Origin of the sequence: Caballeronia sp. AZ7_KS35 (assembly GCF_023631045.1) — a bacterium.
GTDB lineage: Bacteria > Pseudomonadota > Gammaproteobacteria > Burkholderiales > Burkholderiaceae > Caballeronia > Caballeronia zhejiangensis.
In genome coordinates this window covers 64,615-87,180 of record NZ_JALQDV010000027.1, presented here as the reverse complement: position 1 = coordinate 87,180, position 22,566 = coordinate 64,615, and the positions used below count along the sequence as shown (strand labels likewise).

Genomic DNA, 22,566 nt, shown 5'->3' with positions numbered 1-22,566 from the left:
TTCGTTCGGTGCGATTGTTTCTTTCTTCGCACCGTGGGGTTCGTCACGCGTTCAACAATCAATTCACCCGGTTCACGACCAGGTCGGCAAGCTCGGCGAGACGCTGGCCGCGCGCGCCGAACGGCTCGATCGCGGCGTGCGCGTCGCGGCCCAGTTGCGCAGCGAGTTCGCGCGACGCATCGAGCCCGATGATCGATACGTAAGTGGGCTTGTCGTGCTGCGCGTCCTTGCCGGCGGTCTTGCCGAGCGTGGCGGAATCGGCGGTGACGTCCAGGATGTCGTCGACGACCTGGAATGCGAGACCGATCGCTGCCGCATACCGATCCAGCGACGTCAGCGCTTCCGCGCCCGGATGCGTGCCCGCGAGCGCGCCCATGCGGACCGATGCGCGCAGCAGCGCACCTGTTTTCTTGCGATGCATCGTCTCGAGCTCGGGGCGCGACAGCTTGCGGCCGACGCTTTCCAGGTCGATCGCCTGACCGCCCGCCATGCCGAGCGAGCCGCTCGCGACCGCCAGCTCGCGCACGAGCGCGGCTTGCTGGGCATCGCTCAAACCGTTGCCTTCCGCCGTCAATGCGACGAACGCCTGCGATTGCAGCGCGTCACCGACGAGCAGTGCCGTCGCTTCGTCATATTGGATGTGTACGGTAGGCTTGCCGCGACGCAACGCGTCGTCATCCATGGCGGGCATATCGTCATGCACCAGCGAATAGACGTGGATCATTTCGAGTGCCGCGCTCGCCGCTTCGACGGCCTGCGCGCTCGCGCCGGTCAGCTCGCCCGCCGCGTGGACGAGCAGGGGCCGCACGCGCTTGCCGCCGCCCAGCACCGCGTAGCGCATGGCTTCGTGCAGGCGCGCCGGCGCGACGTCCGTGCCCGGAAGATAGTGTTCCAGCGCCGTCTCGACGCGATCGAGCGTCGCGCGCATCCATTGTTCGAAGGTCATAGGTCGTCGTCCCCGTCGTCGTTCGTCGCTCCGGCACCCTGCGTGGCGCGCTGCACCTCGGCGGGCAACGGTTTGAGCGTCTCGCCATCGAGAACGCGTACCTGCTGCTCAACTTTTTCGAGTTGCTGTTGGCAAAAGCCGACAAGCGCTGCGCCGCGGCGGTATGCCGCAAGCGATTCCTCGAGGCTCAGCGCGCCCTCTTCCATGCGCGCGACGAGCGATTCGAGTTCTGCCAGCGCCGCCTCGTAATTCTCGGGAAGCGGGGCGGCGTCCGCGCTCTGTGCGCTTGCGCCGGTTTGCTCGCCTGTTTCCTGGACAGCGGTCTTCGCCATGAATCGTGGATGTGCAATTGAATTTTTGGAACCAAGTCGCACATTCTACGGCAAAAGCCAAATTTTCGACCCGCATCCCGTCCACGCGGGACCGTCGAGATTGCTTTGCCGGATTCTCCGCCAATCGGGAAGGAACGTGCGATTCAAGCGCGCGGGCGCAACGATTGCGAGGAACTCTCGCGACAATTTATACCCAAATCAAGACCTTAAGCACCCCAAGGATGCGGATTTCGGTATAATCGCGGGCTCCCTAAATCGAATCTTCGATGGTTGGGTTGTTCACTGCTTTCACGTCTTAACGGGAGTGGGAATGTCCAATCTGAGCAATGCATTGCAGCTGAACGCCATTCACAGTCAGCTGCCAGTCACGGCTTACTTTGACGAAGCGCTTCTTACGCGCGAACTCGACACACTTTTCAAACAAGGTCCACGCTACGTCGGGCACGAACTCATGGTTCCCGAAGCGGGCAACTATTTCGCGCTTCCGGGCGAAGGCGAAGGGCGCGTGCTCGTCCGCAATCAGCAGAACAATATCGAACTGCTGTCCAACGTGTGCCGCCATCGCCAGGCGATCATGCTCAATGGCCGCGGCAGCGCGGACAACATCGTCTGCCCGCTGCATCGCTGGACCTACGATCTCAACGGTCAACTGCTCGGCGCGCCGCATTTCGCGGACAAGCCCTGCCTGAACCTCGGCAAGACTTCGCTGCAGAACTGGCAAGGCCTGCTCTTCGAATCGGAGGGCCGCAACGTCGCCGCGGATCTCGCGCGGCTTGGCACCGCAAAGCACTTCGATTTTTCGGGCTTCATGTTCGATCACGTCGAAGTGCACGAGTGCAATTACAACTGGAAGACGTTCATCGAAGTCTATCTCGAGGACTATCACGTCGCGCCGTTCCATCCGGGACTCGGCAGCTTCGTGTCGTGCGACAACCTCGAGTGGGAATTCGGCGACTGGTACAGCGTCCAGACCGTGGGCGTCCACAAGAACTTGGAAAAGCCGGGCAGCCCGACGTATCGCAAGTGGCACGACGAAGTCCTGCGCTTTCGCAACGGCGCGCCGCCCGAGTTCGGTGCGATCTGGATGGTGTATTACCCCGGTCTGATGATCGAGTGGTATCCGCATGTGCTGGTCGTGTCGTGGCTGATTCCACAAGGCACGCAGAAGACGACGAACATCGTCGAGTTCTATTACCCCGAGGAAATCGCGCTTTTTGAGCGTGAGTTCATCGAGGCCGAGCGCGCTGCGTATATGGAAACCGCGCGTGAGGACGACGAAATCGGCGAGCGCATGGACGCGGGCCGGCGCGCGCTGATGTCGCGCGGCGAGAATCAGGTCGGGCCGTATCAGAGCCCGATGGAATCCGGCATGCAGCACTTCCACGAGTTCTTGCGGCATCAGCTCGGCGCGATCTGATATAGGCCGTTCGGCCAGAGTTACGAAAAGGCGGGCTTTCAGGCCCGCCTTTTTGTTTAGACTAACGGTTCAAGTCTCGCACATGAGCGACGCACAGGAGCCGTCATGCCGCACACCCACTACACCACGCTCATCTCGGCGGCGAATCTCGCCGAACGGCTCGCCGCCGCGCCCGGCAGCATGCTCGTCTTCGATTGCCGCTTCGATCTGGCCGCGCCCGAATCCGGCGAAGCGGCCTATGCGCAAGGGCATATTCCCGGCGCGCACTATCTTCATCTGGATCGAGATCTGTCCGGCGTCAAGACGGGCACGAACGGGCGTCATCCGCTGCCGGAGCGCGCCGCGCTCGTCGCCAAACTGGCCAGCTTCGGCCTGAACGAGGGCCAGCAAGTAGTCGCGTACGATGCCCACGGCGGCATGTACGCCGCGCGTCTCTGGTGGCTGCTGCGCTGGCTCGGGCACGATTCCGTCGCGTTGCTCGACGGCGGCCTGCAGGCCTGGGAAGCCGCGGGCAATCCGCTCGATACCGCCGTGCCGCCGAAGAGGCAGGGCACGTTCAAGGCCGGCGCGCCGCTTCAGGTGACGATCGACGCCCCGGCGATCGAGCGCAGCATCGGCACGCGCGATCATCTGCTGATCGATGCGCGCGCCGCCGATCGTTACCGCGGCGAGAATGAGACGATCGATCCTGTCGGCGGGCACATTCCCGGCGCGCTGAATCACTTTTTCAAGAACAATCTGACGGCGGAAGGCCGCTTCAAGACCGCGCACGAACTGCGCGAGGCGTTCGGTTCGCTCGTCGGCACGACGCCGGCGGACCGCGTCGTCCTGCAATGCGGCTCGGGCGTGACGGCATGCCATAACGCGCTCGCGATGGAGATCGCCGGCCTGCACGGCGCGGCGCTCTATCCCGGCTCGTGGAGCGAGTGGAGCGCCGATCCGGGCCGGCCCGTCGCGACCGGCCCGAATCCGTGAACGCCGTTATTTGACGCCGTGCTCGCGGAACCACGCGAGCGCGCGCTTCCATCCGTCCTCGGCGTCGGCTTTGCGATAGCTCGGCCGATAATCCGCGAAGAACGCATGCGGCGCGTCGTCGTACACGACGAACTGCGAGTCTTTCGCGGGCGGCGGGTCGTTCGCGAGCGCCTGTTTCATCTGCTCGATCGTATCCTGCGGGATGCTCTGATCCTGCCGGCCATATAGGCCGAGCACCGGCACTTTGAGCTGGCTCGCGAGGTCGATCGGATTGGCCGGCGTGTTCTCGGTCTTGTTGCCGACGAGCCGTCCGTACCACGCCACGGCCGCCTTCACATTGGGATTGTGCTCGGCATAGAGCCAGGTGATGCGCCCGCCCCAGCAAAACCCGGTAATGCCGACGCGCTTCGGATCGCCGCCATGCTCGCCCGCCCATTTGACCGTCTGATCGATGTCGGAGATCACTTGTGCATCGGGCACTTTCGACACGAGTTGTTCGTTGAGCTGCTGCATCGACTTGTAGGCCGATGCATCGCCCTGACGCGTGTAGAGATCCGGCGCGATGGCGAGATAACCCTGCTTGGCGAAGCGCCGGCAGACGTCGGCGATATGCTCGTGCACGCCGAAAATCTCGTGAATCACGATGATGACCGGCAAATGCGTCTTGCCTTTGGGCTGCGCGCGATACGCCGGCACGAGCGTGCCATCCGCGCCGCGTATGCCGATGGCGCCGGCTTCCAGCCCATCGCTGTCGGTGTGAACGGTTTGCGCGGACACCGGCAGCACGGCGGCCGCGAAGCCGGTGCCGAAGGTCGCCTTGATGAAATTGCGTCGGTTGAACGGGACGTGCGGAATGAGGCTGTCGACTTCAGGGTCTAGCATACGAAGCTCCCGCGGCAATGCCGTCGCGGCGCGTACTCGATCGCGCGACGGCGAGGATCGTTGAAATCCGCGCGACGCGATCAAGGCGTCACGACGCGCGGCGCTGCACGACGATGAACGCGCGTTATGCATTAAGCGCGCCGCTCATTCTAAACAGCTTTAAACGAACGGCGCAGCGGATCTGTTCCGTCAGTGCAGCTTGACACGCGGGGCGGTGGAACGGCGCAGCCAGTGCGCGACAGTATCGAGCACCATGCGCGCATAGCCGTGCAGCGCGGCCACATGCAGGCGATACAGCGACATGTACATGAAGCGCGCGAAGAGGCCTTCGATCAGCATGTTGCCGCCGATCAACCCGCCCATCAGATTGCCGACCGCGCTGTAATGGCCGAGCGACACCAGCGAGCCGAAATCGCGATACGTGTACTCGGGCAACGGCTTGCCCTGCAACATCCGCTCGAACGACTTGAAAAGGAAGCTCGCCTGCTGATGCGCGGCCTGCGCGCGCGGCGGAACGTTGCGCTCGTTGCCGGGCCACGGACACGCGGCGCAATCGCCGAGCGCGAAGACGTTCTCGTCGGTTTCGGTTTGCAGCGTGCGGCGCACGACCAGCTGGCCGAGACGATTGGTCGGAAGTCCGTCGAGATTGTTGAGAATCGCGGGCGCCTTGATGCCCGCCGCCCAGACTGTGAGATCCGCGCGAATCGTCTTGCCGCTCGCCGTGCGGATCGTGTCGCGCGAGACCTGCGCGACGGTTTCGCCCGTCATCAGCTTTACGCCGAGCTTGGTCAGCAGTTCCGCCGTCGCGCTGGACACGCGTTCCTGCAATGCGGGCAGAATGCGTGGCCCGGCCTCGATCAGCACGATGCCGATATCGTGCTTCGGATCGAGCTTGTGCAAGCCGTATGCGGAAAGCACTTGCGCGGTATTGCGCAATTCCGCCGACAATTCGACGCCCGTCGCGCCCGCGCCGACGATCGCCACCTGAATGCGCGGCACGGGATCGACGCCGGGCTCTTCGTCGACTTCGTCCACGCCCGCCGCGACGGGTTCCGGTGCGAAATGCTCCGCGCGCATGCAGGCCGCGATCAGGCGCTTGCGGAAGAGCTCCGCCTGACCGACGGTATCGAGCGCGATCGAATTCTGCTGCGCGCCTTCGACGCCGAAGAAATGCGTCGTGCTGCCGATCGCGATGACGAGCGTGTCGTACTCCAACTCGCGCTCGGGCAGCAGTTCGCCGGCTTCTTCATCGCGCAACGCGCCGATCGTGATGCGCTTCGCCGCCCGATTCAGTCCGACGAGTTCGCCCTGCTGAAACTCGAAGCCGTGCCACAGGGCTTGTGCCGCGTATTCGAGTTCCTGCGTGAAGGGATCCATGCTGCCCGCCGCGACTTCATGCAGGAGCGGTTTCCAGATATGCGTCGGGTTTCGGTCGACGAGCGTGACTTGCGCTTTCGGCGGCGTTTTGGAATCCGTCGAGCCGAAACGGTCGCCGAGACGAGTTGCGAGTTCGAGGCCGCCTGCGCCTCCGCCGATGATGATGAAGCGATGCATGGAACTCTCCCTGTGCTTTTATATTCGATCGGCCTTCGTGCTTATCTTCCTCGATTGAAACATTGTGCGGAGCTTCGGTGACAGTCACAAGCGAGTCACCAACATGTCGGACATATGCGACATCCGCGCATATGTCCTTGCACCGGGAATTTCAGTGCGCTTCTTCCCAGTTGTTGCCGACGCCCACTTCCGCGACGAGCGGCACTTTCAGCTTCGCGACGCCGCACATCAGTTCAGGTAAGCGCTTCCTGACCTCGGGCAGCGCCTCTTCGGGCACTTCGAGCACGAGTTCGTCGTGCACCTGCATGATCATCTTCGCGCCGATGCCCGACGCTTCGAGCCAGTCCTGCACCGCGATCATCGAGAGCTTGATGAGATCGGCGGCGGTGCCCTGCATCGGCGCGTTGATCGCCGCGCGCTCCGCCGCCTGACGGCGCGGCCCGCTGCCGCCATTGATCTCGGGCAGCCACAGACGCCGGCCGAACACAGTTTCGACGAAGCCGTTCGCCTTCGCGATCACGCGCGTATTTTCCATGTACGCGGCAACGCCGGGATAACGCGCGAAATAGCGGTCGATATAAAGCTTCGCCGCATCGCGTGTGATGCCGAGATTCGACGCGAGCCCGAACGAGCTCATGCCATAGATCAGGCCGAAGTTGATGACCTTCGCGATGCGGCGCTGATCGTTGTCGACTTCGAGCGGCGTGACGCCGAACACTTCCGACGCCGTCGCGCGGTGCACGTCTTCGCCTTCCCTGAACGCGCGCATCAGCGATTCGTCGCCGGAAATGTGCGCCATGATGCGCAGCTCGATCTGCGAGTAATCCGCCGATACGATCTTGCAGCCCGGCGATGCGATGAACGCTTCGCGAATGCGCCGCCCTTCGCCCGTTCGCACCGGAATGTTCTGCAAGTTCGGCTCGTTCGACGACAAACGCCCCGTCACCGCGACGGCCTGCGCATAGTTCGTATGCACGCGTCCCGTCGATGCGTTGACCATGCGCGGCAGCTTGTCCGTGTAAGTGGACTTGAGCTTGGACAGCCCGCGATGCTCGAGCAGCACCTTCGGCAGCGGATAGTCTTCGGCGAGCTTCTGCAGCACTTCTTCATCGGTGGAAGGCGCGCCGCTCGGCGTTTTCTTCACGACCGGCAATTGCAGCTTCTCGAAGAAGATCTGGCCGATTTGCTTCGGCGAGCCGAGATTGAACTCGCCGCCCGCGAATTCGTACGCCTGCGCCTGCAAATCGATGAGCCGCTTCGCAATCTCGTTGCTCTGCGCTTCGAGCCGTTCGCGATCGATCAGGACTCCGTTTCGTTCCATCTTGCGCAGCACGCGCGAAGTCGGCATTTCGATGTCGCGATACACGCGCAACAAGCCTTCCTCCTGCGCCACTTGCGGATAGAGCGCCTGATGCAGACGCAACGTGATATCGGCGTCTTCGGCCGCATACGCGGAGGCTTTGTCGAGCGGCACTTCATCGAAGCCGATCTGCGATGCGCCCTTACCCGCGACGTCTTCGTACTTGATCGTCTTCACGCCGAGATGACGCAACGCGAGGTTGTCCATGTCGTGCGGACGATGCGATTCCAGCACGTACGATTGCAGCAGCGTGTCGTGCTCGACGCCGCGCATTTCGATGCCGTAATTGGCGAGCACCTGCTCGTCGTACTTCAGATGCTGGCCGACCTTTTTCTTCGATGCATCTTCGAGCCACGGCTTGAGTTTCGCGAGCACTTCGTCGCGCGGCAGTTGCTCGGGCGCGTCCGGCCCGCGATGCGCGACCGGAATGTACGCCGCATGCCCCGGCTCGACAGAGAACGACATGCCGACGATCTGCGCGGTCATCGGATCGAGCGACGTGGTTTCGCTATCGAACGATGTGAGCTCCGCTTCATTGATGCGCTCGAGCCACGCATCGAACTGCTCCCATGTCTGCACCGTCTCGTAGTGATGCACGATTTCGGTGACTTCGGCGGGCGGCGTATCGGTCGGGCCTTCGACGGCATCGGCGATTTCGACTTCGCGCAGCCACGTCTTGAAGCCGTGACGCAGGAACACGTCGCGCAGTTCGTCGCGCGACTCGGGACGCGATTGAAGCGTCGCATCGATCGATTCGATTTGCGATGTGAGGTCGCACTCCGTGTGCACGGTAACGAGCTTTCGCGCCATCGGCAGGAAGTCCAGAGCCTTGCGCAGATTGTCTCCTACCGCACCCTTGATCTCGTTCGCATGCTCTACGATGCCATCAAGGGTTTCGTATTGCGTGAGCCATTTGATCGCTGTCTTGGGACCGCATTTTTCGACCCCCGGCACGTTGTCGACGGTATCGCCGATGAGCGACAGATAGTCGACGATGCGCTCCGGTGGCACGCCGAACTTCGTGAGCACGCCGGCGCGGTCGAGCGTTTCGTTGGTCATCGTATTGATGAGGGTGACATGATCCGTCACGAGTTGAGCCAGATCCTTGTCGCCCGTCGACACGATCACCTTCATGCCGCGCTTTTCGGCTTCGACCGCGAGCGTGCCGATGACGTCGTCCGCCTCGACGCGCTCGATCATCACGAGCGGCCAGCCGAGCGCGCGCACGGCGACGTGGATCGGCTCGATCTGCTTCGCGAGGTCTTCGGGCATCGAAGGGCGGTTGGCCTTGTAGTCGGCGTACCAGTCGTCGCGGAAAGTCTTGCCTTTGGCATCAAATACGCACGCGCTATACTCTGCATTGATTTCGCGCCGCAAGCGCCGCAGCATGTTGATCATTCCATACAGAGCGCCGGTGGGCCCGCCGTCGGGGCCTCGCAAGTCCGGCATTGCATGGTAGGCCCGGTACAAGTAACTAGAACCGTCGACCAATAGCAGGGTCTTACCTTCAAGACTTAGTTCTTCAGGCATTATGAACAAGAGAAAAGTGATTCCGAGTCTGCGATCGCTCGCAGATCAAGAGCGCGCGACGGCCAAGAAGGCTCGCGCATCGTGGCAGATGTTCACGATTATGGCAGAGTTTATCGAGGCGACCGAGTACCTCTCGGAGATCCGCCCTGCCATCAGCATCTATGGTTCGGCGCGTCTGAAACCGGAGTCGCCGTACTATCAGCTCACGATCGAAATCGCGCAGAAATTCTCCGACGCGGGCTTCGCCGTCATATCCGGCGGCGGGCCGGGCATCATGGAAGCGGCGAATAAAGGCGCGCACGCGGGCAAGTCGCCTTCGGTCGGCTTGAACATCGAGTTGCCGCACGAGCAATCGGGCAATCAGTGGCAGGACATTTCGCTCCGCTTCCGTCACTTCTTCACGCGCAAGGTCACGTTCGTGAAGAACTCGGACGCGGTCGTGGTGATGCCGGGCGGCTTCGGTACGCTGGACGAGCTCGCGGAAGTGCTCACGCTCATCCAGACGAAGAAGTCACGTCACGTTCCCATCGTGCTCGTCGGCGCGGAGTTCTGGGCCGGCCTGCTCGACTGGTTCAAGAACACGTTGCTGACCAACGGCGTCATCAGCGAAAAGGATCTCGACCTGATGCAAGTCATCGACGATCCGGATCAGGTGCTCGAAGCCGTGTTGCGCTTCTATGAGGATCGCGAGGAATCGGTCGAACAGCCGGCTGAGAGCAAGTCGGATGAGGATCGGATGTTCTATCTTTAATCGAGACTCGATGCGAGCGGTTTCATGAACCGCTCGCATCGTCTCACGCAGAAGGCATCATTGAAACGCCACTTCCGCGAAGCTGCGCAACTTCCGCGAATGCAGCTTCGACAACCCATTCTCGCGCAGCAGTTCCATCGCCTTGACGCCGATTTGCAAGTGCTGATCCACCTGCGCGCGATAGAACTGATCCGCCATTCCCGGCAGCTTCAATTCACCGTGCAGCGGCTTATCGGACACGCATAGCAGCGTTCCGTACGGCACGCGGAATCTGAATCCATTGGCCGCAATCGTCGCACTCTCCATATCGAGCGCCACCGCGCGGCTTTGCGACAAACGCCGCACCGGCTCGCGATGATCGCGCAACTCCCAGTTGCGGTTATCGACGCTCGCGACGGTGCCCGTACGCATCACGCGCTTCAGTTCGACGCCTTCGAGCTGCGTCACCTGCGCCACCGCGCGCTCCAGCGCAACCTGCACTTCCGCGAGCGCAGGCACCGGCACCCAAAGCGGCAGATCGTCATCGAGAACGTGATCCTCGCGCACATAGCCGTGCGCCAGCACGTAATCGCCGAGACGCTGCGTATTGCGCAGCCCCGCGCAATGTCCGAGCATGATCCACGCATGTGGACGCAGCACCGCGATGTGATCCGTGATCGTCTTCGCGTTCGACGGCCCCACGCCGATGTTCACCATCGTGATGCCGCTGCCGTCCGCGCGTTTCAGGTGATACGCGGGCATCTGCGGCAGACGCGCGGGCTGCGCGCCTTCCTCCGGCTGCTCGCCGAGATTCGCGTTGTACGTGACGACATCGCCCGGTTCGACGAACGATGAATACGCGCTGCGATACGCGCGCGTTTCCTCGTCGTCGGCGCGCGACATCATCGTGCGGCCGAGCTTCACGAACTCGTCGATATAGAACTGGTAGTTCGTGTACAGCACGTAATTCTGGAAGTGCGTGGGCGACGTGGCCGTGTAATGCCTCAGCCGATGCAGCGAGAAATCGACGCGCGCGGCCGTGAAGAGCGCAAGCGGGTGCGGCTCGCCCGGCCCCGGCTCGTACGTGCCGTTGACGATGCGATCGTCGAGCAGCGCGAGGTCGGGCGTATCGAAGATATTGCGCATCGCGAGCAGCCGGTCGCGATCGAGATCGCCTTCGAGATGGATGCCTTCCGCGAACGCGAAGTGAATCGGAATGGGATGCGCCGACACACCGACTTCGAGCCCGACGTGATGGTTCTTCGTCAGCAGTCGCAATTGCTCGCGATAGTAATCGCCGAAAAGATCGGGACGCGTCAGCGTCGTTTCGTAGATGCCCGGCCCCGCCACGAAGCCATATGAGCGCCGGGAATCGATCTGCGAGTTGAGCTCGGTACGCACGCGCACGAACGGATAGCACGCGCGCACGCGATGCGTGAACTGCTCGTTGCGGCGATAGCGCGCGAATGCATCGCGCAGAAATGCGGTATTCGCTTCATAGATCGCCGACAGACGCGCGACCGCCGCAGCGGGATCTTCGAAGGATTCGGTCGGAAAATCGTTGGCAGGCGTGCCCTGCGTGCTTTGAGTCCGGTCGTTTGTCATGATCTTGTGTCTTTCTTCGATGCCCTCGTAATGAATCGACATTAACACGGAAGAATGTGCGGACCATGAAGTCCCTCCTCACGTGAGTGCGTGCGATCACACCTCGCAACACGTTTTTGACGTTCGAAGTCAAATTTCGCGAAAGCGGCGCAAAATAAGGCGTTGGCTGCGCGCGCGCCGCTCAGTCAGCAACCGTTTTGTTAGAATCCGGCCATCGCCTGGAGAACCATCATGAAGCCGCACCTTTGCGCCGCCGCCGCGGCAGTCCTCGCCGCAGCAAGCTTCGGCGCATTCGCGCAGCCGGCGCAGCAAGCCGCCAACGCAGAACCCCAACCGGCGGTGCAGAAAATGTCGCCGGAAGAAGCGGCGGGCCTGCCCGATCTGAAATCCATCAACCGTCCGCCCGCGAACGTCAGCTCGAAAGTCGAGATTTCGCCGCCGCGCACACCGAGCTATCACGAGCTGAGCACCAACGGCACCGAGATCACCGAATTCCGCGACAAGGGCAAGCCCGTCGAAATCGACGTGCGTTCCAATTTCGGCACGCGCTATCAGATGAGCGCGCCCGCCGACACGTCGCCGCAAGTGCGCGACAACGGCAAGGCCAGTACGCGCCTGCCGTCGATCAACCTGCATTACTGATCACTTAAAGATGGCTTCGGACCCGCTCTTTCCGGGCGGGTCGCGGCACCGTGGCTGCATGCCCGGCGCCACCGTTCACCGGCCTCTTCCTGGCCGTCCAACCTGACCGACGTTTCCCGCATGGCCGTCTTCACTCCCGTCACCAACGCCGACCTCGGCGACTGGCTGCAAGACTACGATCTCGGCGATGTCGTCGAATTTCGCGGCATCCAGTCGGGCATCGAGAACAGCAATTTCTTTCTCACGACGACGCACGGCGAGTACGTGCTCACGATCTTCGAGAATCTCACGGCAGCGCAACTGCCGTTCTATCTCGATCTGATGCGCCATCTGGCTTCGCATCGCGTGCCGGTGCCCGATCCGATGCCGCGCCGCGACGGCTCGCTCTTCGGCATGCTGCATGGCAAGCCCGCGTCGATCGTGACGAAGCTCGAAGGCGCGCCCGAACTCGCGCCGACGTCCGCGCATTGCATCGAAGTGGGGCAGATGCTCGCGCGCATGCATCTCGCGGGGCGCGACTTTGCGCAGCATCAGCCGAATCTGCGCAGCCTTTCATGGTGGCAGCAGAAGGCGCCGTCGATCGCCGAATTTTTAAGCGGCGAGCAGCGGGCATTGTTCGAAGACGAACTCGCGCATCAGGCTGAATTTTTCGGCTCGGCGGATTACGCGTCGCTGCCGGAAGGCCCGTGCCATTGCGACCTGTTCCGCGACAACGTGCTGTTCGCGCACGGCCGCGGGCACGCGCGCCTCGGCGGTTTCTTCGACTTCTACTTCGCGGGCGTCGACAAGTGGCTGTTCGATGTCGCCGTAACGGTCAACGACTGGTGCATCGATCTCGCCACCGGCGTGCTCGATCCCGCGCGCGTCGATGCGATGCTGCGCGCCTATCAGACGGTGCGTCCGTTCACGCCCGCCGAAGAGCGTCACTGGAACGACATGCTGCGCGCCGGCGCGATGCGCTTCTGGGTCTCGCGCCTTTTCGACTTTCATCGCCCGCGCGAAGCGCAAATGCTCAAAGCGCACGATCCCGGCCATTTCGAACGCATTCTGCGCGAACGCGTCAAAGCCGCTTCTCCCGCCAATCGATAACCAGCAACATGCGACTGATCGAAGTTCCGGCCAAGACCGGCTACGTGTGGTTCCGTCAGGGCATCTGGCTGTTCCGCCGCAACCCGTTTGCCTTCCTCACGGTGTTCTTCGCGTATCTGTTCGTGATGACGCTGATCTCCCGTGTGCCGCTCGTCGGCCCGTTGCTGCCGCTGCTGTTCATTCCGGGGGTCGCGGTCGGCTTCATGGCGGCGTGCCGCAACACGATCGCGGGCAAGCCCGTCTGGCCGACCATTCTCGTCGACGGATTCCGCTCGTACGGCAGCGTCGTCGCGCGCAGGCTGCTCGCGCTGGGCGCGCTGTACATCGTCGCGATGATGGTCATCTTCATGGCGTCGGCGCTCGTGGATGGCGGCACGCTGCTCAGCATCATGATGGGCGACGGCCCGAGCGGCGATCCGGAAACGGTTGCCGCGAGCTTCAGTCCGCTCGCGGTGCTCGTCGCGATGGCGTGCTATGTCCCGATCGCGATGCTGTTCTGGTTCGCGCCGATCCTCGTCGCGTGGCACGACGTGCCGCCCGCGAAGGCGCTGTTCTTCAGCCTCGTCTCGTGCTGGCGCAATCGCGGCGCGTTCATTTTTTACGGCGTGCTGTGGATCGTGATCGCGCTCGCGGTCTCGTTCGGCCTGACCACGCTGATGCAGGCGCTCGGCGTGGGACAGGAAATGGCGCTCGCGGTGCTGATGCCGGCATCGATCATCGTCACGACCGCGCTGTATTGCTCGTTTTACGCGACGTATCGCGGCTGTTTCGGCGTGCAGTCCCCCGATTCGCCGGACATTCCCGACGCGCCGGGCACGCCCAAGGCTTGACCGGATGCCGCGCTCTTCGAACGGGCGCGGCGATGATTCGTGCGCGAAGCATTGCACGTACACTAGCGAGATCGGCCATCCCGGCCTTTCGCCGCGCCTCTGTCATGACCTCGTCAAACGCTTTGCCTGAGTTTCCGCTCGAACTCGATCAGCAGCTGTGCTTCGCGCTCTATTCGACTTCGCTCGCGATGACGAAGGCGTACAAGCCGCTGCTGGAGAAGCTCGGGCTGACGTATCCGCAATACCTGGCGATGCTCGTGCTTTGGGAATCCGACGACCTCACGGTCAAGGAAATCGCCGCGCGCCTCTCGCTCGATTCCGCGACGATGACACCGCTTCTCAAGCGTCTCGAAGCGCAGGGCTACGTCGAGCGCGTGCGCGGCGTGGAAGACGAGCGCCAGGTTCACATCCGACTGACCGACGCCGGCGCCGCGCTGAAACAAGCCGCCCGCGCGATTCCCAGCGAAATCTACTGCGCCTCCGGTTCGGACATCGACGCGATGCTGCGTCTGCGCAACGATCTGGTGCGGCTGCGCGCCTCCCTCGGCGAGTACATCGACGGCTGATCCGAACCGATAGCAACACGCTAACGGCCCCATCGTCGAATTTTAATTTGCACACTAATTAATAGCGCGATATATTTACGCCGTGGTGAACGCAGTATTGATCTGAGAACCGAAACATAAGGAGAGAAACGATGAGCATCCTGTACAAGGCGACGGCAACCAGCACCGGTGGACGCGATGGCCGCGCCATTTCCTCGGACGAGCAATTGAATGTGAAGTTGAGCGCGCCGAAGGAACTGGGCGGAACGGGCGCACCGGGTACGAATCCCGAGCAATTGTTCGCTGCGGGCTATTCCGCCTGCTTTCTCTCAGCGATGAAGTTCGTCGCGGGTCAGCAAAAGCACGCAGTGCCGGCCGATACAAGCGTAACGGCGGACGTGGGCGTCGGTCCCAACGATGCAGGCGGATTCAAGCTCGATATCGAGCTGCGCGTGTCGCTGCCGGGCCTCGACGCGCCCGACGCTCAGGCATTGGTCGATGCAGCACACAAGGTTTGCCCGTACTCGAACGCGACACGCAACAACGTGGATGTGCGCGTGAAGCTCGTCTGAGACGACGCGAGCGGAAACAAAAATGCCGGCCTAAAAGGCCGGCATGTTCCAGAACCGTCGAAGGCAGAGCTTAGTTGGACATCCACGCCGGGTGACGCGCCGTAGCACGCTGATCCAGCTTCTTCATACGATATTCGAGATCGTAGATGTCCGTGGCTTCGGCGAGATAAGCGTCGTCGCGCGCGCGATCGCGTTCATCGGCGGATTTGGTCAGGAACAGGAAAATACGGCTGAGCAGGAACATGGTGGGCCTCGCTTGAATACTGGGGTTACTACCTATGAAGCGGATTATAGGGTAATCCCTGATCCAACGCCAGCCCTAATCGCTAGAACGCTGATACTAAAGACTAAATTGCAACAACTGCAACACGGCGCGCCCGGCGTCAGGCGACGTACGCATCGCGCGCGGCCTCGCTCGGACGCCGCTGGTGCTTGAAAAACTCCCACATCACCGCTGAAGAATCCGGTCCTTTGGACGAGTGGAAAGCGACGGTATCGTCGCCGCCGGCCCATGAATGGCCCAGGCCGCGCACGATCGACGTCTTCACCACGCGTCGGCCGTTCTTGAAATAGTCCGTCACGACACCATCCGGATGCGCTTCCTCGCGCGCCTCGCCCGCGCGGCGATTGCCTGCGGCGTCGATGAAGCCGTTCAGCCGCAGAAACTGCTTGGCGAGCTGCTCGGCGTTCGCGGCCGCGACCACCGAATCCAGTTCTCCGTGCACGATGATCGCCGGCATGCCCGGATAATCGCGAACGTCGACAGCCGCGTCGATGAGCGTGACGGGATCGCTGCGCGCGCCGCGGCGCATGACGTCCATCGCGCCGATGGCCGACCGCGCCTCGCCGAACACCACGCCCGAGTGCAGGCCGACGGCCGCGAACACGTGCGGATAACGCACGGCGAGCAGCGCCGCGAGTCCCGCACCGGCGGACATGCCCGCGAGATAGACGCGCTCCGGATCCAGATCGTGCTGCTCGACCATCGCGTTCACCAGCGAGACGACGGACGCAGCTTCGCCACCGCCGGCGCTACCGGAATCGTCATACCAGCGCCAACAGCGATGCGCGTGATCGTGCTTCGATTGCTCCGGATACAGCACCGCGAATCCGTATCGATCGGCAAGCAGATTGATGCGCGTGCCTTGCGCGAATTCGTCGGCGTTCTGCTTGCAACCGTGCAGCATGACCACGAGCGGAACCGGCTCGGACCCGGCTTTCGGCGGCAGATAGAGCGCGTAGGACATGTGATTGACGAAGCGGCCGCTCGTCGGCGGGGCCGAATGATACGAGCGCGCCCACTTCCCGCGCGCCCACGCCGACGCGCGCGGACGCACACGCGATTCGCGCGGCACGGGACGCGCGCTGGCGCGGGGCGCTGTTGCCGCCTTCGCAGACGCCCCCGATTTCAGTTTCGACTTGACGGTTTTCGCGCGCGCGGGCTTGGCCGCCGCACGGGGCTTGGGTGTGCGGATCGCTTCGACTTGGCCGGCGACCAGGCGTCTCAAGCCGCGCAACCAGAGCTTGGTAAGGCTTTTGGACATTTCGGCTGGGTCCTCCACTTCATGCAATGGGATGGCGCGACGAAAACGCGCGCCGTGTTGTGCATTGCACAATAACATCAAAACGGCTGGATTACCTGCCTCGAGCGCACAGATCTCGGGATGAATTAACAGCAAATCGCGAAGATAGCCAAAATTAGACGATAGTTACGCGATGTAACCGTCAACTCGCTTTAAGCAATGTCGGATAATTCAGTATGTTCCCAAGCGTTATACTGGAGCGAATTTGCGGCAGCGTGTCGAAGCGCCAGCCGCCGGCAGAACGGCCCGCTCGCCGCTGCCGCACTGCAGCAACCCTTATTCCCACAAAACCAATGACCGTAGACCTACCCGTTTCCGCTTGGATCTCCGTGACCGCGCTCGGCAGCGTCGGCGTGATGGGGCCGGTGGCCCTCATCGTCGCCGCATGGCTCGCCGTCGGCTATCGATGGAAATATTCTGTCGCGTGGCTCGCACTGCTCGGCGCGGCGAGCGGCCTCGTCGCGTTGAGCAAGATCGCGTTTATCGGCTGGGGTATCGGCGTGCGCCATCTCGACTTCACCGGCGTCAGCGGACATGCGCTGATGTCCACAGCGGTGCTGCCCGTAGCGATTTTCGTCGCGCTGTTGCCCGCGCGCGGCGCGTGGCGCGCCATCGGCGTCGCGCTCGGTCTGTTGCTGGGCGTATGGGTGGGCGTGTCGCGCGTCGTGCTCGACGCGCATTCGGTATCGGAAGTGGTCGCTGGTTGCGCGCTCGGCGCGGTCGTCGCGCTCGCGTTCGTGTGGTTCGCGTGGCGCGCCGAGTCCGGCAGGCTCGCGCCGGCGCCCGTCGCCGCGAGTCTCGCGGCGGTCGTCGTGGCGCTGCACGGCGTGCCCGTGCCGACGCAGCAATGGATCACGGAAATCGCGCTCGGGCTGTCGGGCCATGAGCGTCCGTATGTGCGGGCAAGCTGGAAGTCGAAGAAATTTCGCGCGCCGGAACGCCGCACTGAACTGCCGCAGGACGACCGCGCGGCCGCCTGACGCGGCCGCTGCGTTCATTGCATGATGCCTTAATCGTTCACGCCGATAATCACGCTCGACGCCTTGATCACCGCAACGGCCTTCTGACCTTGCGTCAGGCCGAGCGTGTCCGCGCTCTGGTTCGTGATGATCGCGGTGATGGTCGTGCCGCCGTCGAGCGACAGCGAAACCTCCGCGTTCACCGCGCCCTTCGTCAGACTGGCAACCGTGCCACGCAACTGGTTGCGCGCCGACAGCTTTGCGCCGGTGTCTTCCATCAGCATGACCCACGACGCCTTGATAAGCGCGAACGCATCGCTGCCTTCCTTCAGGCCCAGCGCCTGCGTGCTCTCGTGCGTGACGACCGCGACGATCGTCTGCCCGCCGGGCAAGCCGAGTTCGATTTCGTCGTTCACCGCTCCACGCGTGACCTTCGTCACCTTGCCGGCCAGTTGGTTGCGTGCGCTTGTTTTCATTCCCAATCTTCCGATCAGTTCCCAATCGTGGGCGAAGCCTTCGATGGCCGCGCCCGCCCGTTCCAGAAATTTCCGATGCTCGCGTTCGATCGCGTGATACGTGTCGATGAGACGCAACGCTGATGGCGTGAGCGTTGTGCCGCCGCCGCCCTTGCCGCCCGCCGCGCTGGTCACGAGCGGTTCGCCGGCAAGGTTGTTCATGGTGTCGACGGCGTCCCACGCGCCCTTGTAGCTCATGCCCACGGCCTTCGCCGCGGCGGTGATCGATCCCGTGTCGCGGATCGCGGCCAGAAGCGCAATGCGCGCCGCGCCCCCGAGCGTCTCCGTGCCGCTGCGCAGCCATACGGAGCCACCGAGTTCCAGCGGATCGCGCACCTTCGACGGTGCTGTTTTACTCATCTCTAGCCTCTGTGATCGTGCTGAAACAATGGGACGGATTATATCGATGCCTTCACACGCGGACGGTGCATCGAACGCAGCAGCCGCTCGCCTTCGCGCGCGTCCTTGCGCGCCGACGCCGCACCCCAGGCCCGCGCGAAACCGCGCTGATAATCGGTGGCTTCGGGGAGCGCCGCGAGCCGATCGGCGGCGACGGCTGCATCGTTTGCTTCGCCGAGCACCGTCTGCAATTCGCCGAGCAGCTTCGCCGTGTCGGTACGCGTTCTCCGCGACGTCACCGAGCGGAAGAATTCGAGCGCATATCGCAGGCGCTTCGCATGAATGCGGACGCGATGCCGCTCATGCGCTTCGAGCGACGCGAGATCGGGCGCGCGCGCGATACGCCGGTAGTCCTTGCGGATGCGTTTTTCGGCAAAGCTGACAAAGCGCATCGGCGACTCGTCTTCCTGCGATGAGAACCGCGCGAGCCATTCGACGAACGCGAGCATCAGGCGTGCATGGCGCTTCGACGCCAGCGCGTCGTGCACCTTGTCGCGCGCGACGCGGCGCTTCACGTCCGCAGCGGCGATGACCGGTTGCCAGCGCGTGGCGTCGTCGTCCGATTCGGCGTAGGCAGGCAGCGTCCTGTCGGTGAAGACGTCCCAGTCGCGTGCATCGGCGAGCAGGTCGCCGAACCACTTCAGATCGGGCGCGATGCGCGCATTCCACGTGTCGTCGATATCGTCGCGAAAGAGCTTCAGCAGCGTCTTCAGCCGACGCTGCGCGACGCGCAACTGATGCACGTGCTCGTCGCCCAGACCCGCGCGCGACGCGGCCGCGTTGCCGAACCACTGCCCCGCCACCGACGCCGCGATGGCGACGAACGCTTCGCGGCGCGTCGCCGTGCGCGGCAGGTCGAGTTTCGCGGCATGCACAGGTTCCGCTTGCGATGCGTGCTCGTCGTCCGGCGCGATGAAAAACGGCGCGGCGTCGATCACCTCGCCCGCGAGCCCGAAGGCGGCGTCCAGCGCGCCGTTCACCGCGGGCGCCGCGAGCCGCAAGATCGGCGGTTCCCCTTCCGAAGTTTCGAGCGACGCGAGAATGTCCGCGCCGCCGGCATCGACGCGCCATTCGATGCGTTCGATCTCGCGCCCGGCTTCCGAGTCCGCCGCCATATCCCGATGCGCGTTCGCGAGCGGCTCGGCGAGCGCGTCGTCGGCATGCGCGAATTCGATCAGCGACGCCGCCAGATCCTCACCCGCGGGCCGCGCGAAAGTCCGATAGCGCGTGAAGCCGGGCATCGGCACGCTCTCTTTTTGCACGGCGCACAGCGTGCGCGCGCCCTCGAGCGTTTCGATCGACAACCGCCATCGCGGCGTTTTCAGCGGAATCTCGCGCGTCGTGAAGCGCGTCCGGACGGGTTCCGCGCCCGCGAATGCGGCCACGCGATGCAGCGCGTCCTCGGCTCCATCGTCCGATCGATGCGCGTGCAGCGTCACCTCGATCCACATCGTCATGAAGTCTCCCCGGGCGATCTGACGCCGCCCGTCAATTCATACGAAATGGCTGCCGTTTCCCGATTCATGAAATCGACACATGCGCCGGGAAACATGCCCATTTGAGCTTCTGAAACGCTTCTCGTCTGCTTTTTCACCTTTCCGATACGACCTCGCGCAGGACCAGCCCCAAGGACGCGTTCATGAACCAGATTGCCTTTCCTCAATCCCAGACGGGCCGCACGCTCGGACAACGCCTCGCGCTACTGCTCTTTCTGCTCGCCATCGGCGCGGGCGCGGTGTACTGCGTCCTGCATCTGCTCGAAGATCTCGCGCCGGTTCGCGAATCGTCGGCGCTTCCATACATTCTGCTCGGCGTCGCGCTCCTGATTGCGCTCGGCTTCGAATTCGTCAACGGTTTTCATGACACGGCGAATGCTGTCGCCACTGTAATTTACACGCACTCGTTGACGCCAAACTTAGCGGTAGTCTGGTCGGGAGCATGGAATTTCATCGGCGTGTTGATTTCGAGCGGCGCGGTCGCGTTCGGCATCCTGCAATTGCTGCCGGTGGAACTGATCATCGGCGTCGGCAGTTCGCAGGGCTTCGCGATGGTCTTCGCGCTCCTCATCGCGGCGATCATCTGGAATCTCGGCACCTGGGCGCTCGGCCTGCCGTCGTCGAGTTCGCATACGCTGATCGGCTCGGTGATCGGCGTCGGCCTCATGAACCAGTTGTTGCACGGCACGAACGGCACGTCGGGCGTCGACTGGAGCCAGGCGATGTCCGTCGGCAAGTCGCTGCTGTTTTCGCCGCTCGTCGGCTTCATCCTCGCGGGTTTTCTGCTTTACGTGCTGAAGCTCGTCGTGCGCGTGCCCGCGCTCTACAAAGAGCCGGAGAAGAACACGCCGCCGCCGTTCTGGATCCGCTGTCTGCTGATCCTGACATGCACGGGCGTGTCGTTCGCGCACGGCTCGAACGATGGCCAGAAAGGCATGGGCCTCATCATGCTGATCCTGATCGGCACCGTGCCGACCGCCTACGCGCTGAACAAGGCCGTGACGGCGAGCGAAACGCAGACGTTCGTCGCGGTGAGCCGCAGCGCATCGGACGTATTGCAGCGCTACAGCAACGGCGCTCCGCCCGCCGCCGACGCGCGCGCCCAGGTCGAGAAATACGTGCAGACGAAGACGCTCGCGCCGGACACGATCGCGTCGCTGAAGCGCGTCGTCGACTCGATCGAAGCGCAGATCCGCCCGAGCCAAACGATGGCCGAAGTGCCGCAGGGCAACGTCCGCAACGTGCGCAACGAGATGTACATCGCGTCGGAGGCGCTGCGCATCATGGAGAAGCAGAAAGCGCCCGCCTTTTCCAAGGACGACGACGCCGTGCTCGGCAACTACAAGAAGCAGCTCGACCACGCGACGAAGTTCATCCCGACGTGGGTGAAGGTCGCCGTCGCCGTCGCGCTCGGATTGGGCACGATGGTCGGGTGGAAGCGGATCGTCGTGACGGTCGGCGAGCGCATCGGCAAGACGCATCTGACGTACGGACAAGGCGCGTCGGCGGAACTCGTCGCGATGCTGACCATCGGCGCCGCCGATGTCTACGGCTTGCCCGTCAGCACGACGCACGTGCTGTCGTCGGGCGTCGCGGGCACGATGGCCGCGAACGGCTCCGGCCTGCAATGGCGCACCGTGCGCAGCCTCGCGCTCGCGTGGATCCTGACGCTGCCGGTTTCGATCGCGCTCGCGGGCCTGCTGTTCTGGGCGTTCCGCGGCCTATTCTGAGCGGATCGCTTGCGTAAAAAGCGGCGCGCGAAGGCTTTCGCGCGCCGTGCAAGTTTTGCCCGCCCCGCCTCGTTTCGCCTCTCCTTTTCGACTTTCGTCTGCGCTGGCGCACGTTCGCTCACTGCCCGCAATGCCTGATGCCGCGGGCTTTCGTCGCTACTGGCACGGCCATTGCTCATATGCAGTCGTCGATCGCAAGACTGATCGTGCCGGCGGCCACGAACCGCCGCTCCTTCGGCGCATGACTGTCGATGACAGTTGGGAGGCTGCGCCGGACGCCGATCCGTCACGCGATCATTTGAATAAGGAGAAGTCGAAATGACGATCGGCACCATACTGCTGATCATCCTGATCCTGCTCTTGATCGGCGCCATTCCTTCCTGGCCGCACAGCCGCAGTTGGGGCTACGGGCCGAGCGGGATCGTCGGCGTCGTGCTGATCGTAGTGATCGTTCTGTTGCTGATGGGTCGGTTGTGACATCGCGCGGCTGCTGTTGGCCGCGTAAGAAAAAAGGGGCGCTCCCGGCGGGACGCCCCTTTTTGTCGATTGCGGCCGCGGTCTAGACGCGCATCACTTGGCCGTTCGGCTCGATCTTGCGCGGGATGACCGGCTCGCTCTGCTTCGGCGACGATGCCTTCGAACGCGGCGTGACCGGCGCCTGTTCGATAGCGGCTTTATCGGCGACCTGCTTCACGGACGTGGCGCTCTTGTGCTTCTTTTTGGCTGCCGTCTGCGGCGCCGCGTGCGTCTTGCTCTTGCCCTTGACGGACTGTGCTTCGGGAGGATTCCAGACTTCCGTGTAGCGCTCGGCCGCAAAAAGCGACGACGAGCCGATCAGAAGAACGACGATCAGGAATACGCGCTTCAAGTGATTC

22 protein-coding genes are annotated in these 22,566 nt (G+C 63.2%); 11 read left to right on the top strand and 11 right to left on the bottom strand.

Features of this window, described 5'->3' with window-relative positions; translation table 11 throughout:
* Nucleotides 1–58: 58 nt before the first annotated feature.
* Together NCT05_RS16490 and NCT05_RS16485 are read right to left on the bottom strand one after the other, a co-directional pair.
* Entirely contained in the window at nt 59–946 is an 888-nt protein-coding gene (locus tag NCT05_RS16490) for a polyprenyl synthetase family protein (protein ID WP_008353968.1), read from the bottom strand.
* Nucleotides 943–1,278 (bottom strand): exodeoxyribonuclease VII small subunit, encoded by a 336-nt coding sequence (locus tag NCT05_RS16485; protein WP_008353969.1) that lies wholly within the window; start codon nt 1,276–1,278, stop codon nt 943–945. Before NCT05_RS16485 ends, NCT05_RS16490 begins: the two co-directional genes overlap by 4 nt.
* A 310-nt stretch (nt 1,279–1,588) precedes the next feature.
* Here NCT05_RS16485 and NCT05_RS16480 point away from each other — a divergent pair, with 310 nt between their 5' ends.
* On the top strand, nt 1,589–2,695 hold the full coding sequence (locus tag NCT05_RS16480) for an aromatic ring-hydroxylating oxygenase subunit alpha (protein ID WP_008353970.1): 1,107 nt from the start codon (nt 1,589–1,591) through the stop codon (nt 2,693–2,695).
* Nucleotides 2,696–2,800: 105 nt separating this feature from the next.
* Entirely contained in the window at nt 2,801–3,670 is an 870-nt protein-coding gene (locus NCT05_RS16475; protein ID WP_008353971.1) for a sulfurtransferase, read from the top strand.
* Nucleotides 3,671–3,676: 6 nt separating this feature from the next.
* On the opposite strand, the gene NCT05_RS16470 is transcribed toward NCT05_RS16475, so the two are convergent.
* The 3 genes from NCT05_RS16470 to polA all read right to left on the bottom strand — a co-directional run bounded on the left by NCT05_RS16470 (nt 3,677) and on the right by polA (nt 8,996).
* Complete coding sequence (locus NCT05_RS16470; protein ID WP_175982507.1) at nt 3,677–4,552, bottom strand: dienelactone hydrolase family protein; 876 nt, start codon at nt 4,550–4,552, stop codon at nt 3,677–3,679.
* Nucleotides 4,553–4,741: 189 nt separating this feature from the next.
* The gene (locus tag NCT05_RS16465) at nt 4,742–6,106 is read right to left on the bottom strand and encodes an NAD(P)/FAD-dependent oxidoreductase (protein ID WP_250435476.1); all 1,365 of its coding nucleotides are present in this window, start codon (nt 6,104–6,106) and stop codon (nt 4,742–4,744) included.
* A 151-nt stretch (nt 6,107–6,257) separates the two neighbouring features.
* Nucleotides 6,258–8,996 (bottom strand): DNA polymerase I, encoded by a 2,739-nt coding sequence (gene polA, locus NCT05_RS16460; protein WP_250502732.1) that lies wholly within the window; start codon nt 8,994–8,996, stop codon nt 6,258–6,260.
* A gap of 1 nt (nt 8,997) precedes the next feature.
* Between polA and NCT05_RS16455 the strand changes: the two genes are divergently transcribed.
* Nucleotides 8,998–9,747, top strand: coding sequence for an LOG family protein (locus NCT05_RS16455; RefSeq protein ID WP_008353977.1), 750 nt, complete (start codon nt 8,998–9,000; stop codon nt 9,745–9,747).
* Nucleotides 9,748–9,804: 57 nt separating this feature from the next.
* Here NCT05_RS16455 and NCT05_RS16450 read toward each other — a convergent pair whose 3' ends face one another.
* On the bottom strand, nt 9,805–11,331 hold the full coding sequence (locus tag NCT05_RS16450; RefSeq protein WP_008353978.1) for an AMP nucleosidase: 1,527 nt from the start codon (nt 11,329–11,331) through the stop codon (nt 9,805–9,807).
* Nucleotides 11,332–11,562: 231 nt separating this feature from the next.
* Between NCT05_RS16450 and NCT05_RS16445 the strand changes: the two genes are divergently transcribed.
* The 5 genes from NCT05_RS16445 (at nt 11,563) to NCT05_RS16425 (ending at nt 15,009) form a co-directional block, all read left to right on the top strand.
* Nucleotides 11,563–11,973 (top strand): hypothetical protein, encoded by a 411-nt coding sequence (locus NCT05_RS16445; protein WP_008353979.1) that lies wholly within the window; start codon nt 11,563–11,565, stop codon nt 11,971–11,973.
* 120 nt (nt 11,974–12,093) lie between these two features.
* Nucleotides 12,094–13,062 carry a homoserine kinase gene (locus NCT05_RS16440; protein WP_250502731.1) on the top strand — a complete coding sequence of 323 codons (969 nt, stop codon included), beginning with the start codon at nt 12,094–12,096 and terminating at the stop codon, nt 13,060–13,062.
* Between the two features lie 8 nt (nt 13,063–13,070).
* Nucleotides 13,071–13,892 carry a BPSS1780 family membrane protein gene (locus NCT05_RS16435; RefSeq protein WP_008353981.1) on the top strand — a complete coding sequence of 274 codons (822 nt, stop codon included), beginning with the start codon at nt 13,071–13,073 and terminating at the stop codon, nt 13,890–13,892.
* A 104-nt stretch (nt 13,893–13,996) separates the two neighbouring features.
* On the top strand, nt 13,997–14,458 hold the full coding sequence (locus tag NCT05_RS16430; protein WP_250502730.1) for a MarR family winged helix-turn-helix transcriptional regulator: 462 nt from the start codon (nt 13,997–13,999) through the stop codon (nt 14,456–14,458).
* A gap of 131 nt (nt 14,459–14,589) precedes the next feature.
* The gene (locus NCT05_RS16425; protein WP_250502729.1) at nt 14,590–15,009 is read left to right on the top strand and encodes an organic hydroperoxide resistance protein; all 420 of its coding nucleotides are present in this window, start codon (nt 14,590–14,592) and stop codon (nt 15,007–15,009) included.
* A gap of 70 nt (nt 15,010–15,079) precedes the next feature.
* Here the strand turns inward: NCT05_RS16425 and NCT05_RS16420 are convergent, their stop codons facing one another.
* Both NCT05_RS16420 and NCT05_RS16415 read right to left on the bottom strand, forming a co-directional pair.
* Nucleotides 15,080–15,253, bottom strand: a complete 174-nt coding sequence (locus NCT05_RS16420) for a DUF3563 family protein (RefSeq protein ID WP_008353986.1) — start codon at nt 15,251–15,253, stop codon at nt 15,080–15,082.
* Nucleotides 15,254–15,392: 139 nt separating this feature from the next.
* A complete protein-coding gene (locus NCT05_RS16415; RefSeq protein ID WP_008353987.1) occupies nt 15,393–16,553 on the bottom strand; it encodes an extracellular catalytic domain type 1 short-chain-length polyhydroxyalkanoate depolymerase in 1,161 nt (386 codons plus the stop codon).
* A gap of 332 nt (nt 16,554–16,885) precedes the next feature.
* Between NCT05_RS16415 and NCT05_RS16410 the strand changes: the two genes are divergently transcribed.
* Nucleotides 16,886–17,572 carry a phosphatase PAP2 family protein gene (locus tag NCT05_RS16410; RefSeq protein ID WP_033536080.1) on the top strand — a complete coding sequence of 229 codons (687 nt, stop codon included), beginning with the start codon at nt 16,886–16,888 and terminating at the stop codon, nt 17,570–17,572.
* A 29-nt stretch (nt 17,573–17,601) separates the two neighbouring features.
* Here NCT05_RS16410 and NCT05_RS16405 read toward each other — a convergent pair whose 3' ends face one another.
* Together NCT05_RS16405 and NCT05_RS16400 are read right to left on the bottom strand one after the other, a co-directional pair.
* The gene (locus NCT05_RS16405) at nt 17,602–18,426 is read right to left on the bottom strand and encodes a TOBE domain-containing protein (protein WP_034471893.1); all 825 of its coding nucleotides are present in this window, start codon (nt 18,424–18,426) and stop codon (nt 17,602–17,604) included.
* Nucleotides 18,427–18,464: 38 nt separating this feature from the next.
* Entirely contained in the window at nt 18,465–19,922 is a 1,458-nt protein-coding gene (locus NCT05_RS16400) for a CHAD domain-containing protein (RefSeq protein ID WP_250502728.1), read from the bottom strand.
* 182 nt (nt 19,923–20,104) lie between these two features.
* On the opposite strand from NCT05_RS16400, the gene NCT05_RS16395 reads away from it, so the two are divergent.
* Both NCT05_RS16395 and NCT05_RS16390 read left to right on the top strand, forming a co-directional pair.
* Nucleotides 20,105–21,691 carry an inorganic phosphate transporter gene (locus tag NCT05_RS16395; RefSeq protein ID WP_250502727.1) on the top strand — a complete coding sequence of 529 codons (1,587 nt, stop codon included), beginning with the start codon at nt 20,105–20,107 and terminating at the stop codon, nt 21,689–21,691.
* A gap of 318 nt (nt 21,692–22,009) precedes the next feature.
* The gene (locus NCT05_RS16390) at nt 22,010–22,168 is read left to right on the top strand and encodes a DUF3309 family protein (protein ID WP_008353994.1); all 159 of its coding nucleotides are present in this window, start codon (nt 22,010–22,012) and stop codon (nt 22,166–22,168) included.
* Nucleotides 22,169–22,250: 82 nt separating this feature from the next.
* Here the strand turns inward: NCT05_RS16390 and NCT05_RS16385 are convergent, their stop codons facing one another.
* The gene (locus tag NCT05_RS16385) at nt 22,251–22,559 is read right to left on the bottom strand and encodes a hypothetical protein (protein WP_008353995.1); all 309 of its coding nucleotides are present in this window, start codon (nt 22,557–22,559) and stop codon (nt 22,251–22,253) included.
* Nucleotides 22,560–22,566 lie beyond the last annotated feature (7 nt).